General features: G+C 35.9%; 13 protein-coding genes. 7 read left to right on the top strand and 6 right to left on the bottom strand.

Annotated elements, in window-relative coordinates; all coding sequences use genetic code 11:
• Positions 1-134 precede the first annotated feature (134 nt).
• Entirely contained in the window at positions 135-392 is a 258-nt protein-coding gene (locus COMX_RS05035) for a hypothetical protein (protein WP_034337697.1), read from the top strand.
• Here COMX_RS05035 and COMX_RS05030 read toward each other — a convergent pair.
• Positions 375-848: a GNAT family N-acetyltransferase gene (locus tag COMX_RS05030; protein WP_051461885.1), complete on the bottom strand. Its 474-nt coding sequence runs from the start codon at positions 846-848 to the stop codon at positions 375-377. The genes COMX_RS05035 and COMX_RS05030 overlap by 18 nt on opposite strands.
• Before the next feature lie 103 nt (positions 849-951).
• Between COMX_RS05030 and COMX_RS05025 the strand changes: the two genes are divergently transcribed.
• The 4 genes from COMX_RS05025 (at position 952) to xylB (ending at position 6,819) form a co-directional block, all read left to right on the top strand.
• Positions 952-1,812 (top strand): SEL1-like repeat protein, encoded by an 861-nt coding sequence (locus tag COMX_RS05025; RefSeq protein ID WP_051461884.1) that lies wholly within the window; start codon positions 952-954, stop codon positions 1,810-1,812.
• A 267-nt stretch (positions 1,813-2,079) separates the two neighbouring features.
• Positions 2,080-3,276 carry an SEL1-like repeat protein gene (locus tag COMX_RS05020; RefSeq protein ID WP_051461883.1) on the top strand — a complete coding sequence of 399 codons (1,197 nt, stop codon included), beginning with the start codon at positions 2,080-2,082 and terminating at the stop codon, positions 3,274-3,276.
• A gap of 111 nt (positions 3,277-3,387) precedes the next feature.
• Positions 3,388-5,253 (top strand): SEL1-like repeat protein, encoded by a 1,866-nt coding sequence (locus COMX_RS05015; RefSeq protein ID WP_051461882.1) that lies wholly within the window; start codon positions 3,388-3,390, stop codon positions 5,251-5,253.
• A gap of 111 nt (positions 5,254-5,364) precedes the next feature.
• Entirely contained in the window at positions 5,365-6,819 is a 1,455-nt protein-coding gene (gene xylB, locus COMX_RS05010; RefSeq protein WP_034337694.1) for a xylulokinase, read from the top strand.
• Between the two features lie 76 nt (positions 6,820-6,895).
• Here xylB and COMX_RS05005 read toward each other — a convergent pair whose 3' ends face one another.
• From COMX_RS05005 to COMX_RS04985, 5 genes are all read right to left on the bottom strand, one after another.
• Positions 6,896-7,222, bottom strand: a complete 327-nt coding sequence (locus COMX_RS05005; RefSeq protein ID WP_034337691.1) for a hypothetical protein — start codon at positions 7,220-7,222, stop codon at positions 6,896-6,898.
• Between the two features lie 90 nt (positions 7,223-7,312).
• Positions 7,313-7,750 carry a hypothetical protein gene (locus tag COMX_RS11195; RefSeq protein WP_034337688.1) on the bottom strand — a complete coding sequence of 146 codons (438 nt, stop codon included), beginning with the start codon at positions 7,748-7,750 and terminating at the stop codon, positions 7,313-7,315.
• A 358-nt stretch (positions 7,751-8,108) separates the two neighbouring features.
• Positions 8,109-9,470 carry an ABC1 kinase family protein gene (locus COMX_RS04995; protein ID WP_034337685.1) on the bottom strand — a complete coding sequence of 454 codons (1,362 nt, stop codon included), beginning with the start codon at positions 9,468-9,470 and terminating at the stop codon, positions 8,109-8,111.
• 3 nt (positions 9,471-9,473) lie between these two features.
• A complete protein-coding gene (locus COMX_RS04990; RefSeq protein WP_034337682.1) occupies positions 9,474-11,294 on the bottom strand; it encodes a M3 family oligoendopeptidase in 1,821 nt (606 codons plus the stop codon).
• A gap of 716 nt (positions 11,295-12,010) precedes the next feature.
• The gene (locus tag COMX_RS04985) at positions 12,011-12,280 is read right to left on the bottom strand and encodes a hypothetical protein (protein WP_034337679.1); all 270 of its coding nucleotides are present in this window, start codon (positions 12,278-12,280) and stop codon (positions 12,011-12,013) included.
• A 124-nt stretch (positions 12,281-12,404) separates the two neighbouring features.
• Between COMX_RS04985 and uvrB the strand changes: the two genes are divergently transcribed.
• A complete protein-coding gene (gene uvrB, locus COMX_RS04980; protein WP_034337677.1) occupies positions 12,405-14,534 on the top strand; it encodes an excinuclease ABC subunit UvrB in 2,130 nt (709 codons plus the stop codon).
• Between the two features lie 9 nt (positions 14,535-14,543).
• On the top strand, positions 14,544-15,431 hold the full coding sequence (locus COMX_RS04975; protein WP_034337674.1) for an aldose 1-epimerase: 888 nt from the start codon (positions 14,544-14,546) through the stop codon (positions 15,429-15,431).
• The last annotated feature ends 9 nt before the right edge of the window (positions 15,432-15,440 follow it).

Raw genomic sequence — 15,440 nt, 5'->3', positions numbered from 1 at the left:
TAAGTATATTTATAATATTGATTTTTTATTTCGTATTTTAAACGTCTTATATTTGTAGAAGTTATTTCTTTTCATCTATTTTTAGTTTAAATAAAGTTGGGACTTTATTTGATGTAAAATCATGGTGTGAAAAAATGATAAAACGAGTTTTAACCGTAGCGATAGCAGTGGGGGCTTGTATATGGTTTGTTACGTATATCAAATCTTATAACAGCAATACAAACTTTAATGTTCAACAGCGTTTTGATGATATTATGGATTCAGCACAAGATCAGGCTCAATCCATTTTAAAAGAAGCGGATGAGAAGAAGAAAAAAGCGTTTCAAATTCTCAAAGAGAGAAAAGATACATTAATACAACAACAGCAAAAAGAATTATTTGATCAGCGTTAATGGATCATGAGTATTTTTATTTGCTTTTATATTCCACTGGGTCAAATTCAGTTCCATGGGTAAAAAAGACACGCCTTTTTTTGAAAATTCTTTATCAAAAGGTTGGAACTGAAATTTTTCATAAAAGCGAATAGCTGTTACTCTGGCATTTAAGTATATTGTTTCAATTTTTTTATTTGCTAACTCTAGTAAAATATGATGAAACAAGAAACTTCCAATACCTCGATTTTGATAGTCTGTTTTTGTTGCAAATTTACGAATTTGATATCGTATGGGCGAACGGTAAAAAACAGATAAACAACTAATGACTTTTTGGTCTTTAATATACCCATAATGAGTGGCATTCTCATCATCTTCTTCAATACAGTCTTGTAAAGTGCCATTAGGCCATAAGATATCCCTTCTCAAATTCAGGCAATCGCTTAGTTCAATTTGTTTAATTGAATTATGTAACATCGTAGACTCCTTTTTTTTGTAATAGATATGTTATTATTTTCTAGTAGAAATTTAATTTATTGATAATGTAGGTTTTTAATCTTTGATCTTAAAAGAGTTTATAATGAAACAAGTCTATAAACGTTTTTTCTGTAATGGAATATTTTGTGCATTCGTAATTTATGCCAACTTTCCTGAACAGTCAAAAGCATTTCAGGTACTTGAGCATACGGTTCATCTTGAACAAGCCGATACAAAACAAAATTTGGATCAATTAACCAAAGCAGCCACAGCTGGGAATGCGGTTGCACAATATCATTTGGCCCTTAGGTATCAACAAGGCCAAGGGGTTCTTCAGGATCAAAATACAGCAATAGAATGGTTCGAGAAAGCGGCTAAAAACGGTAATGCCAAATCACAATTGGCATTAGGAATTTTTTATGGTGGGGGTATTGGTGTGGAGCGCGACTATATTCAAGCGAGAAAGTTTTTAGAGCAGGCCGCTGCTCAAAGTGAACCAGAAGCTAATTTTTATTTAGGGTTGATTTATTTTAAAGGATTAAGAGTTCCCAGACTATACATAAGAGCAAAAAAATATTTTGAACTGTCGGCTCAAAAAGGTAACAGTGATGCTCAATATTTTCTTGGGCGGATGTATTATAGTGGACAAGGAATTCCACAAGATTATCACAAAGCAATAGAATGGTTTGAAAAATCTGCCAAGCAAGGAAACAAGCATGCGAATGCAATGCTTGGAATTGCATATGATAATGGTCACGGTGTTAAAAAAGATTATAAAAAATCGTTTTATTATTATCAACAAGCAGCCAAACAAAATGTTCCCGAGGCCCAACTCGCTGTTGGAGTGTCTTATTTAACAGGGCATGGAACCAAAGAAAACAAGCCAGAAGCAAAAGTATGGTTGCTTAAATCTTGTCGACAAAACAATAACTCTGCCTGTGAGATAATCTCCAGTATGAATTAAAGACACAATGGTTTGATAAAACATATTTTCTTGATTTTTATTATTGATTATCCGTCATAGTCTTATTAATTTTAACGAACTAGCTGTCTTTATTTTTCTCGGGCATTGATTAGGGTTTATATGATTCATTATATTTTTATTATACTGATCATCATATGCGTAATTTGTATTGCATTTGTTGTATATGATATAGGAATACGTAAATTTCGAATATCCAATCATATAAATCATGCCAGTTCCGCTATCAATTCGAATAATGAAGTAGAAGTGGATTTCATTGAATCCAGTACGCCTATGGATAAAGGTTTGATGCATTTTAAAGGGGATGGCGTACCTCAAAACTATAAAAAGGCCAAAGAGTTTTTTGAAAAAGCGGCGTCTGGTGGTCATGTTCAAGCAATTTTATACCTAGCTATTATTTTTTATGAGGGGTTGGGCGTTGAACAAGATGATTCCAAAGCCCTAGCTTATTTTGAAGAGGCTGCTAAAAAAGGTAATGCCAAAGCTATGTTTGCTTTGGGAAGAATTTATATTACGGGTCATGTGGTAGAGCAAAATTATGATACCGCCCGCGAATATTTTGAATCTTCTGCACGTCAAGGTGAGGTGGAAGCGCTTTTAAACCTTGGTATGATGTATTACGAGGGGGTTGGAGTTACTCAGGATTATAGCAAAGCAAGAGTATATTTAGAGCAAGCTGCTCAAAAAGGGGCTGCTGAAGCACAAAATAATCTAGCTTACATGTATGTCCAAGCCAAAGGCGTAGAAAAAGATCTTGAAAAAGCTAGAGAATATTATTCTTTTTCGGCTCGACAGGGAAATAAGCAGGGTGAATATCAATTAGCATTAATGTATTGGAATGGTGACGGAGGAGAGCAAGATCGTCCAAAAGCCAGAGGGTATTTCGAAAAGGCTGCTTATCAAGGTGAGGTTGAAGCTCAGTTTTTTATGGCTAATATTTACTATCATGGTCAAGAAATGGCTGTGGATTATAAAAGAGCTGCTTATTTTTACGAAAAAGCCGCACGTCAAGGTCACGTACAGGCTCAAAATATGATTGGCTACATGTATTCAGAAGGGCAAGGTGTTTCCAAAGATTACAAGCTAGCGATATATTGGTATGAGCAAGCTGCTAACTGTGGAGATGTTCAGGCACAATATAGTTTGGGATATGTCTATTTAGCAGGGCAAATTATTAAGATTGATCTTGTGAGAGCCTTTGAATATTTCCAAACTGCGGCGGAAAATGGGTATGATCTGGCTCAATTTAACCTTGCGATTATGTATTATAAAGGTGATGGTGTCCCCCAAGATTTTTTAAAAGCAGCGTTTTGGTTTGAAAAAGCTGAGGCTCAGGGTCATAAAAAATCCAGTTTTATTCTTGGAAAAATGTATCTAGAGGGGCAAGGTGTTCCTCATAATCATGATAAAGGAATGGCGCTGATTGCAAAAAGTGAAGGCTAAATAAGCGTTTCAATTATAAAGGTATTTTTTTCTATAATGAGATCATAAAACGTAGTATAGTCTTTTCACACTCCTAATATTCGCTTTTTGTCTTTGTTATATCGGTTTTTTATGTCCAGATCTCATATTGCTCTTGTTGGAAAAATAGCAGCGATTGCCTGTATTATTTTTATTGTTTTTTGTATTTGTTTTTATAAAACAATTCGAACTGGTTTTATTGAGGCACAATTTGATCGTGCCAGTATGTATATGCAAGGTGAGGGTAATCCTCAAGATTTTAAAAAAGCACGTGAATATTTAGAGCAGTCTGCTACTGCTGGCAGTGATAATGCTCAATATATGTTGGGTGTTATGTATGAGAAAGGCCAAGGGGCCTCTCAAGATTTTTCAAAAGCGATGAATTTTTACAAACAAGCTGCTAATAAAAATCATGCCAAAGCTCAATATGCATTAGGTAGTATGTATGACCATGCACGTGGCGTGCCAGAGGATCATACCGAAGCCGTTCGGTGGTATGAGAAATCAGCAAATCAAAATAACCCTGCGGCGCAGTATGCGTTGGGCTATGCATATTATAATGGTATCGGCACCACTAAAAATATTGATAAAGGGTTACAGTATCTTCAAAAATCCGCAGAAAATGGGTATGTTAAAGCCCTTTTTTATATTGGATCCTTGTATTTCGAAGGTAAAAATATTCCTCAGGATACCAAAAAAGCATTTTCATATTTCGAAAAGGCTGCTTACAAAGGCAATCATGATGCACAATTTTATTTAGGGGTGATGTATGAAAATGGGAATGGGGTAAAGCGCGATTATACCAAAGCAATATATTGGTATGAAAAATCATCAAAAACCCACTCGAGTGCAGCATTTAATTTAGCCAAAATGTATAAAAATGGTTTGGGAGTAGAGATTGATTATAACCATGCCTTTGAACTCTTAAAAAGAGCAGCGAATGGAAATAATATTCAGGCGCAATATTATTTGGCTAATTTTTATGACAAAGGGGACAATGTTCCACAAGACAGTGCTAAGGCAGCTTTTTGGTATGATAAAGCTGCAAAACAAGGGGATAGTAGATCTGCTTATCGATTAGGTGAAATGTATATAGATGGTCGTGGTGTGAATGAAAATTTCGACAAAGCGTTTCAATTATTTCAACAAGCTGCTCAGGATGGAAATGTTCAGGCCCAATTAAAGATGGCCACAATATATTTCAAAGGAATGAATACGCCAATTGATCATAATAAAGCAATTGAATGGTATCAAAAAGCTGCTAATCAAAATAATTCAGAGGCTTTACTTGCTTTGGGAAATATTTTTGATCAAGGGTTAGACGTTCCAAAAGATCAAGCAAAGGCAGTAGGATTTTATCAAAAAGCTGCTGAGGGTGGAAATGTCGAGGCTCAATTAAAAATTGCATCGTTTTATTTAGCGGGAACGAATTTACCAAAAAACCCAGCAAAAGCAATTGAATGGTATCAAAAGGCTGTCGACCAAGGAAATATTCAAGCAATGTTGGCATTGGGCCAGATTTACGAACAAGGTATTGGAACGACTGAAGATTATCAGAAGGCCTTTGAAATATATAGTAAAGGATTAAGTAGTCACAATGCTGATCTGCAATATGCTGTTGGCATGTTATATGCAAAAGGATTAGGGGTTTCCAAAGATATTGAAAAAGCGAGAAATTTCTTAAAAAAAGCAGCTCAACAAGGTTTAGTCGTAGCGCAACGTGAATATGCTAAACTTGATTTATCAAATCAGGTTCAAGATCCCAATATGCAAACAGTGATATCTTATCTTCAAGAAGCGATAAAAAATGGTGATGCGGAGTCTATGTTCATACTAGGAAATTTATATTTAAATGGTAATCATGTAACCAAAGATACCAAACTTGCCAAAGAATTGTTTATGCAAAGTTGCGAAAAGGGTTTTGAAAACGCTTGTCATATTTTAAAAACTACATATTAATTACGTTGTTTTTTTAATCAATTCTGTAGCTATTTTTATGATTTGAATATATAAATAAAGATGTTCATTTTTAAGTGATCTCTTTTCAAATTTGAAGTAGGAGTCTGTTCAATGTATATTGGTATTGATATTGGAACGTCTGGAATCAAAGGTATTTTGTTAGATGATAAACATCAAATACTTGCCAGTCACACTGAAAGTCTAACAGTATCGCGCCCACAAGCTTTGTGGTCTGAACAAGATCCTCATTCATGGTGGGAAGCTGCAGACAAAGTAATGTCTGCTTTAGGTCAAAAACATTCTTTGAAAGATGTCCAAGCAATTGGCCTAACAGGTCAAATGCACGGGGCTGTTTTATTAGATAAAAATGGCAAAATATTACGTCCAGCAATTTTGTGGAACGATGGACGTAGCTATCAAGAATGTGTGGAACTTGAACAAGCGGTTCCAGAATCTCGTAAAATTACTGGTAACTTGATGATGCCAGGATTTACCGCACCTAAAATTTGTTGGGTGCGTAAGTACGAACCTGAAATTTACAGTAAAATCGATAAAATCTTATTACCCAAAGATTATCTTCGTTGGTTAATTAATGGTGTTTTTGCATCTGATATGTCTGATGCTGCAGGAACCATGTGGATGGATGTTGGGGCACGTTCTTGGTATAAACCTTTATTAAATGCTTGTGGTTTAACTGAAGATAATATGCCTAAATTATTCGAGGGTAATGAATCTACAGGAACAATCAAACCCGAGTTAGCTAATCGTTGGGGGATGCCAAAGACTGTAACGATTACTGCTGGTGGTGGTGATAATGCTGCGGGTGCAATTGGTGTTGGTATTTGGCGTAAAGGTCAGGCAATGCTGTCCTTGGGAACCTCTGGAGTGTATTTTGTTGCAAGTGATGGTTTCCTAAGTAATCCTGAAAAAGCAGTTCATAGTTTTTGTCATGCTTTACCGAATACATGGCATTTGATGTCAGTAATGCTGAGTGCTGCGTCATGTTTAGATTGGGCTGCTAAAATTACAGGTGTTAAGTCTGTTCCTGAGTTATTAGCACTGGCTGAAACAACAGGCAAAGATCCTTCTTCTGTTATTTTCTTGCCTTACCTATCAGGTGAACGTACTCCACATAATAATGCCAAAGCAACAGGATGTTTTATGGGGCTAACACATAAGCATGACAGACAAGATATTGCACGTGCTGTGGTTGAAGGTGTTAGTTTTGGTCTTGCAGAGGGAATGGAAGTTTTACATGCTACAGGAATTAAGCCTGATAATATCAGTTTGATTGGTGGTGGTGCACGTAGTGCTTTTTGGAGACAATTATTAGCTGATATTACTGGATATCCGTTGGATTATCGTGAAGGTGGGGATGTTGGTCCTGCACTTGGCGCGGCAAGATTGGCGATGTTAAGTTGTAACCAAAACACTTCATTTGGAGATTTGTTGCCGCAACCTCCTGTTGAGGCATCTTATATACCACATCCTGATATTAGTGTTTTGTATACTGAAAAATATGAACAATTTAAAGCTATTTATAAAGCGTTAAAACCTATTTTTTAAAAATAAGAAATAATACATAAAAAGCTATCCCTTTATTAAAAGGGATAGCTTTATTTTTTTAAAGTCACTGTTATGACTAATTATTGTGATTTTGACGATGGTTATTGTGATGATTATGGTGATTATTGTTATAATCCCCATTACGATCAGAATTGTTAATGTTGTTATTATTATAATTATAATTATTGCGACGATTATTCATATTATCTAATTTTTTCTGTAAACCGTCTCTTTTTTTGCAAAAACCAATTGCAGCTCTGGGGTTAGGAAGGTTATTACGGCAATTATTATCCGCAATATCCCTTTGTTTGCTAATTTGTTGTAAGGCATTGTTTCTGTTTTGGGCGAAAGAAACTGTTGGCAGTAAAGTTATAGATAAAGCAAATACTAAATATTTTTTCATTTTATCTCATTATATTTAATTGATTATCGTTTGTTATAAAAAGGTTCCTTTAATCATAAGAAACCTTTTTCGCATATGTTGGTTTGACAACTAATGTTGGTGGCGGTTTCCACGGTCATTGCGATCATTATCATGACGGTTTCCACGGTCATTGCGATCATTATCATGACGGTTTCCACGGTCATTGCGATCATTATCATGACGGTTTCCACGGTCATTGCGATCATTGTCATGACGGCTTCCACGATCATTGCGATCATTGTCATGACGGCTTCCACGATCATTGCGATCATTATCATGACGGTTTCCACGATCATTGCGATCATTATCATGACGGTTTCCACGATCATTGCGATCATTATCACGACTGCTTTCACGGTCGTTATGATAATTATCATGACGTTTAGAATTGTTGTTATCTTGGGTATTTGTTTGTTGTGTTTGGTCTGTAATTGTATCAGTGCTTTGTGCGAAGGATACTGATGGCACCATGAGCACAGATAAAGCAAGTAAAGTATATTTGTTCATTATTTAAATTCTTTGACGTTTTATTAATTTATAATGATATTTTTTGTATTTTATTATGGTTATTTTATGAAATTATAAAGGTAATTATTCCATAATTGGAAAATTAGAGTAAGCCAAATTTTAAAAATATTTCTGATTTTTTTAATTATCAGTTATTTATTTTGTTACTCAACGAGAAATATAATTTATAGATACATCTATATGTATTGAAGTTCTCATTGTGCTTTGTATTATAATGCAAATAAGTTTCTGTATTTAAGTATCTTTATAGTTCAAGATTAATATTAAAAAATTATAAAATGTATAAAAGTTAAAATTAAGCATATTTAAAATTATAGAAAATATGCTTAATTTTAGATTATTGTAATGGCGGAGGAACCTTTGCCTCTGCTAACGCTCGGGCTTGATCTTGATTCATCTTGTCTTGATTAAAGCCTTCAACCATTTCTTGGAAAAGATTATGCCAATTTAACTTTGCATGTAGTTTTGTGGATATACTTCCCAAACCAATAGCAGAGCGATCAATTAGCACAAATTCACGTGGAGGGGTAATGCCACCTGTTCTTTGCAAGCCTTTATGGACTTTTTCAGCGAGTTTTCGCGCAAAAGCAGGATCTTGACTATCTTGAATAAATCGTTCTCTATCTTGAGTTAATGGTGCATATAAATAACGTGCCCATTCATTTAAGATTTCCATTGTTTCTTTGGAAATATCTTTAAATCCCCAAGAAGTATAAGCATGATGAGCCAGTTCATCATCATGTGTTTCAATCGCTCGACAAAGATCAATTACACCTTGTACAAATTTACCATCAAAAATACGGATGGAACCAAAATCAAGTAAACATAGTTTATTTTGCGAGTTGATTAAAAAGTTACCCATATGAGGATCGCCATGAATGACCCCGTAATGATAGAAGGGAACATACCACGAGCAGAATAAAGAACGTGCAATTTCGTTACGACTTTCTTGATTTAACCCACTATCTATTAATTTTTGTAAGCTTTGCCCTTCAATCCATTCCATTGTTAATAATCGTTTAGTCGAAAGTTCCTCAACTATATTTGGGACAATGGTTTGGTCGTAATCTTTAAGCATCAGAGAGAATAGGCGTATATTTGCGGCTTCTCTTTTATAGTCAAGCTCTTCTTGAATGCGAGTAACCAGCTCTTTATAAACTTCATCTTGTTTGATGGCATTATCTAATCGATGATAAATAGCAATTAATAAATTTAGCTGTTTTAAATCTGATTCAACAGAACTTGCCATGTCGGGATATTGTAATTTACAGGCAACCTCTTTTCCGTTTGGTAACGTAGCACGATGTACTTGCCCAAGGCTTGCAGCAGCAGCAGCCTCTTGAGAGAATTTGGTAAAATGTTGTTCCCAATTGGCTCCTAATTCTGCTTTCATTCTTCTGCGAACAAAAGACCAACCCATTGGGGGCGCATTAGATTGAAGATTAGCCAATTCATCAGCATATTCTTCGGGTAATACATTAGGAATAGTGCTTAATAATTGAGCAACTTTCATAATGGGGCCTTTAAGACCACCCAGTGCATTTTTTAAATCTTCTGCGTGCGCTGCTTTATTTACAGGAATTCCCATTTTTTCGCCAGCTAAACGCGCAGCAATCCCACCGACAGTTGTCGTGGATTTAATCATGCGACGCATACCACCAAAAAGGCTTGTTTTGTCTAGATCGTCATCTTTTTCCATGGTTTATGCTTGTTCCAGTTCATCGATAAATTGAGAAATTACATCAAGTCCTTTGCGCCAAAACGCTGGGTCAGAAGCATCCAACCCAAATGGAGCCAATAATTCTTTGTGTTTTTTTGTACCACCAGCTTGCAGCATTTCTATGTATTTTTCTTGGAAATTTTCATGCCCATCTTGATAAACTTTATACAAGGCATTTACTAAACAATCCCCGAACGCATAAGCATAAACATAAAATGGAGAATGAATAAAGTGCGGAATATAAGTCCAATAAGATTTATATTCTGGAGTAAACTCGAATGCAGGCCCTAAGCTTGCTTGTTGAGTTTCCATCCAGAAATTGCCTATTTCATCGGGCAACAACTCATTCGTTTGACGTGCTTCATGAACTTTACGTTCAAATTGGTAAAACGCAATTTGCCTTACGACAGTGTTTAACATGTCCTCAACCTTACGGCTGAGCATGATGCGACGTTGTTCTGGAGTCTTTTGAGATCGTAACAGACTTTGAAAAGTTAACATCTCTCCAAATACACTGGCCGTCTCAGCCAAAGTCAAAGGAGTATTGGATTGAATGTAACCTTGTTTAGCAGCTAAAATTTGATGAATACCATGACCTAATTCGTGCGCAAGGGTCATGACATCACGATTTCGTCCATGATAGTTTAATAAAATATAAGGATGAACGTCGGGAACTGTTGGATGTGCAAAGGCTCCAGAGGATTTTCCAGGGCGCAATGTTGCATCAATCCAAGGTTGATCAAGGAATTGCTTGATCATACTACCCATATCTGGATTGAACTCGTTATATGCTGTATGAACGATTTCTTTGGCTTGCTCCCAAGGGATGGTTTGATCTGTATCATCAGGCAAAGGGGCATTACGATCCCAATGTTGTAACTTATCAAGACCCAACCATTTTGCTTTGAGTGTAAAATAACGATGAGAAAGACGTTGATAATCTTGGGTTACAGCATTCACCAAAGCGTCAACAACCTCGTCTTCAATCATATTATCGCAGTTACGCTCTGAATCAACACGGGGAAATTTGCGCCATTCATCCGTAATATGTTTATCTTTGGCCAGGGTATTTGTAATCAAAGAGAAGAGGCGTATATTGCCATTAAAACTTTCACCTAATCCTTTGGCTGAATTTTCTCTCATTTGACGATCAGCAGAAGAAAGTTTGTTTAAAGCCTCACCCAGAGTAACCTTTTCATCTTGCACGGTTACTTGCATAGAGGCCAAAGTTTCATCATATAATCTTGACCAGGCCGTTCTGCCGGTAACAGATTTTTCATGCAGAACTTTTTCGATTTCATCGTTAAGCTGATAAGATTTAAAAACACGTATACTATCAAGAAAAGGTTTCCAAGATAACAAAGCTTCATTGCTTAGTTTTGCTTGTAACTCTTCTTCGGAAATGCGGTTTAACTCTAATGTAAAAAACAGAGTTCCAGAACTTATATTGGTAATTTGTTCGTTGATATACTGATAGAATTGAGCAACCTTGGCATCTGTTGAATCGGTAGCAAACATTAATTGAGCATAAGAGCCAACACGTCCTAGTATTTCACTAATTTCTTGATAAAGATCAATCGCCATCGAAAGCTCTTGACCAGACGCCTCTCTAAGATTGCCTTGCCAATTAGCCGCAAAGGCCTCTACCTTTAAATGTGCTTTTTCCAGATCATTTTTTAATTCTGGGCTGTCAGGTGAGGGATATAGATCGGACAAATCCCAAGAGGGAAGGTCTTCATTATTCGAGGTTCCTGAAGCTGTTTGATTTTGAGTATTATATTTAAAATGATCTAATGAAAACATGCTGTTCCTATAATTTTAGCTGAGTCAATACTGTTAAGAAGTTATCTTAGTATAGATTATTAAAAAAAGGAAAGATTAACTGGAACATAAGGGATGAATGATATTATATTTTTAGACATAAGATTATTTTTCTTTGAAAGCACAATAACGTAACCCTTGTAGGTTTAAATTAATATAACTTTCATTCTCCTTAAAGCTATTTGTTAAAATAAATAATTGATACAGCTTTTTAGACTCTGATAGCTTTTTTAATCTTTTTAAAAGGGAATACTTACAACTTAGTTTTAGAATGTCTTTTTGATTGATAAAAAAAGTAGCTGTATAATTTTTATTAAGTTATGAGATTTTATTTTTAAATTTAATTAGATAATTGTCATTTTTTATTTTATTTATCCAGCCGTCACCATAATAAATATGCCATTTTTTATCATTTTGAAGATTATTTAAATTCATTATTAGCTCTTGAACATTAAAAAAGTTATTTTCATATTCTATCGAAATTTCAAGGTTTTTATTACTTTGAGAGCGATCTATTATTTCTTCAAGATAACATTCAGTAATAGATGATTTTTTAGTAAATTTTTTTTTAAACTAGAATTTATAAAAGAACTATTATGGCGTTGTTCTGCGTTGCATATGCTTTTTATTGATTTGTTTTTATCTAATGAAATTCGATATATAAATTCCATACTTTCACTGATATTATGACGATTATTTTAGTTTGTAGATAATCTTTTTGCTTGTTCGTCTATATCCTTTTGAATACTGCAATTCTCGGTATGTTTGGGAGATATTCGAAAATGTACTGGCATTTTATATTCCCCTGGTTTTTTGCCAAAATTAACACAAATGACTGGAGCCCGACAATCTTCGTCAGAGCATTGAAAGTTTTGAGAAGATTTTATTAATTTAGAATAAAAATCATGAGCTTGTGTTGCTGTTATATTTTTTTGAAGGTCGATTGAGTAGGCATGAAGCATTTTCATTAAAAAAAACCTTTTGCTAATATAAAAAAATCTAATTTATAATTATAAAATTTAATATGATAATAATATCATTTTGATTGCTATTTACTTTGCAATATTTACAGTAGGTTATATATTAATTTTCATGAAAAAAACCAAGGCTGCAGACTATAAAGTTATTTTCCATCCTGAAAAGATACCCGCAAAACCTAAAACATATCAGTTGCAGGTTGTCTCTGAGTTTGAGCCTTCTGGCGATCAACCAGCGGCAATCAAAGCACTATCACAAGGGATAATGAACGGGGAAAGAGATCAGGTTTTGTTAGGAGTGACAGGTTCGGGTAAAACCTTCACGATGGCCAAAGTCATTGAGACTGTTCAAAAACCAACGTTAATCTTGGCACCCAACAAAACTTTAGCAGCTCAGCTTTATGGGGAAATGAAAGAGTTTTTTCCAAATAATGCAGTTGAGTATTTTGTAAGTTACTATGATTATTATCAACCCGAAGCCTATATTGCCCGCTCTGATACATATATTGAAAAAGATAGCCAAATTAACGAGCAAATTGACCGCATGCGCCACTCTGCAACGCAGGCTTTGCTAGAACGCAATGATGTAATTATTGTTGGGTCTGTGTCTTGTATTTACGGTATTGGGTCCCCCGAACTCTACTCGCAAATGGTAGTGAAGATAGAAGTTGGGGCTGAGATCAGTCGGGATCTTTTAATAAAAAGATTGGTAGAGCAACAATATCGTCGTAATGATTTGGCCTTTCAACGTGGGACTTTTCGGGTGCGTGGTGAGACAATTGATATTTTTCCTGTGCAAAATGCAGACCGTGCTTGGCGCGTGCATTTATTTGGCGATGAGGTTGAGGAAATAGACGAATTCGATCCTTTGACAGGTATTAAAACGGGATCATTACCTTCTATTACCGTTTATGCAAATAGTCACTTTGTTACACCGCGACCAACCCTTACTCAAGCGATGAAAACAATCAAATCAGAGCTAAAATTACGGCTTGATCAATTTGTTTCTGAAGGGAAGTTGCTGGAGGCAGAGCGCCTGCAACAACGTACGACTTTTGATTTGGAAATGATTGAGACGACTGGGTTATGTAAAGGGATTGAAAATTACTCTCGTTATTTAACAGGTCGTAATCCTGGTGAGCCACCACCGACTTTGTTTGAATATCTGCCTGAAGATGCATTATTAATTGTTGATGAAAGTCATGTCAGTGTTCCGCAAATAGGCGGGATGGAGCGAGGGGACTATGCGCGTAAAAAAACTTTGTCAGACTTTGGGTTTCGACTGCCATCTTGCCTAGATAACAGACCCCTTAATTTTGCCGAGTGGGATTCTTATCGTCCTCAGACTGTTTTTGTCAGTGCAACGCCAGGCCCTTGGGAAATGGAGCGAACACAAGGGGTTTTCGTTGAGCAAGTTATTCGTCCCACAGGGTTGGTAGATCCTGTGACAGAGGTTCGCCCTGTTGAGCTTCAAGTGGATGATTTATTAGCAGAATGCAGAAAAGTTATTGGCCAAGGTGGGCGTGTGTTGGTTACAACATTGACCAAGAAAATGTCCGAGAAATTAACCGATTATATGAATGAATCTGGGATAAAAGTGCGTTATCTTCATTCAGATATTGATACGTTGGAACGTATTGAGATTATCCGAGATCTTAGGCTTGGTGTTTTCGATGTCCTGGTGGGAATTAACTTGTTACGAGAGGGTTTGGATATTCCTGAATGCCAATTAGTTGCAATTTTAGATGCAGATAAAGAAGGATTTTTACGTTCCAAGACTTCACTTGTGCAAACAATTGGGCGGGCAGCGCGTAATGTTGATGGTCGCGTTTTGCTTTATGCTGATAAAATGACGGACAGTCTGAATTATGCAATTTCCGTAACGGCCAGTAGGCGAGAAAAACAAACGCAGTGGAATAAGGAACATGGAATTACGCCTGCTTCGGTGAAAAAGAAGATAGGGGAGTTGATGGCTTCGGTGTATGAACAAGACTATGTGACGGTTTCTAAGGGTAACATATTTTCAGATACTTCGTTTGTGGGTAAAAATTTACAACAAACCATTGCAGAGCTTGAAAAAAGAATGCATGCTGCAGCCGCAAATTTAGAATTTGAAGAAGCAGCGCATTTACGAGATGAAATTAAAAAGCTAGAAGAAACAGAATTAGGGATAGGAGGGTCTTTTTTAGATCAGAAGCAATCTTCTGTAATTTCTCCTAAGTTCAAAAAAAATAAGAAAGGCTGAGGGGCAGATATGTTAGAAATCAAATCAGGGCACCATAGGGTTGGTATATATCCTGCTTTGGGTGGTGCAATTGGGTATTGGTTATGTCAGGATACTCCTATATTTTATCCTTTGATTAATTCACATCTGGCAAAAAGCGCAAATCAGATTATTGCCGCATATCCACTATTACCTTATTCAAATCGTATTGCAGACGGAAAATTCGAATTTGAAGGACGCAAATACCAACTTGATGTGAATGCATTAAATGAAAAAGATGCTATTCATGGCAATGCCTGGGAAAGAGAATGGGAGCTAGAAAGTTTTTCCAAAAACAGTGTGACCATGATTTTGTGTCATGAGCCCGACAAAGATTCTAAAAAGCAATGGCCTTTTTCTTATAAAGCTCAGATAAAATATACTATATTGGAAACAGGATTATCTGTTCATTTATCCTTACAGAACAGTGATCGTTGTAATCAACCTGTAGGGCTTGGATTCCATCCTTATTTTCCTCGCAAAGATTCCGTTGAAGTCGGTTTTACAGCGAAAACAGTATGGAATAACGGTAATGATGGATTACCACAAGGTCGTATGTCGATTGATGGTCGATGGGCTTTTAACGAAATGCGCGCTTTGACTCAAGATGAACAGTTAGATAATTGTTATGCAGGGTGGGATAATTTCGCATTTATTCGCTGGCGATATTCTAATGCATATTTAAGCATTACCAGCAGTCATAATTTTCAACATTTAGTGTTATTTAATCCTGAAAATAAACCATATTTTACACTTGAGCCTGTGATGAATATGAATAATGCTATTAATATGCCTGAAATTTCAGATCGTGGCTTAACTATTCTAAAGCCAGGGCAACGTCTTGAGGGTAATATTTTTTACTCTTTTTCAGGGGACTGAAGAGGAATA

The organism is Commensalibacter papalotli (ex Servin-Garciduenas et al. 2014) (assembly GCF_000527695.1).
Classification (GTDB): Bacteria; Pseudomonadota; Alphaproteobacteria; order Acetobacterales; family Acetobacteraceae; genus Commensalibacter; species Commensalibacter papalotli.
This window is presented reverse-complemented; position numbering and strand designations above follow the sequence as displayed.

Bases quoted from the DNA above. Each gene is read 5' to 3' on its own strand.
- COMX_RS05035 (WP_034337697.1), top strand. From the start codon at position 135: ATGATAAAACGAGTTTTAACCGTAGCGATAGCAGTGGGGGCTTGTATA.
- COMX_RS05030 (WP_051461885.1), bottom strand. From the start codon at position 848: ATGTTACATAATTCAATTAAACAAATTGAACTAAGCGATTGCCTGAAT.
- COMX_RS05025 (WP_051461884.1), top strand. From the start codon at position 952: ATGAAACAAGTCTATAAACGTTTTTTCTGTAATGGAATATTTTGTGCA.
- COMX_RS05015 (WP_051461882.1), top strand. From the start codon at position 3,388: ATGTCCAGATCTCATATTGCTCTTGTTGGAAAAATAGCAGCGATTGCC.
- xylB (WP_034337694.1), top strand. From the start codon at position 5,365: ATGTATATTGGTATTGATATTGGAACGTCTGGAATCAAAGGTATTTTG.
- COMX_RS05005 (WP_034337691.1), bottom strand. From the start codon at position 7,222: ATGAAAAAATATTTAGTATTTGCTTTATCTATAACTTTACTGCCAACA.
- COMX_RS11195 (WP_034337688.1), bottom strand. From the start codon at position 7,750: ATGAACAAATATACTTTACTTGCTTTATCTGTGCTCATGGTGCCATCA.
- COMX_RS04995 (WP_034337685.1), bottom strand. From the start codon at position 9,470: ATGGAAAAAGATGACGATCTAGACAAAACAAGCCTTTTTGGTGGTATG.
- COMX_RS04990 (WP_034337682.1), bottom strand. From the start codon at position 11,294: ATGTTTTCATTAGATCATTTTAAATATAATACTCAAAATCAAACAGCT.
- COMX_RS04985 (WP_034337679.1), bottom strand. From the start codon at position 12,280: ATGAAAATGCTTCATGCCTACTCAATCGACCTTCAAAAAAATATAACA.
- uvrB (WP_034337677.1), top strand. From the start codon at position 12,405: ATGAAAAAAACCAAGGCTGCAGACTATAAAGTTATTTTCCATCCTGAA.
- COMX_RS04975 (WP_034337674.1), top strand. From the start codon at position 14,544: ATGTTAGAAATCAAATCAGGGCACCATAGGGTTGGTATATATCCTGCT.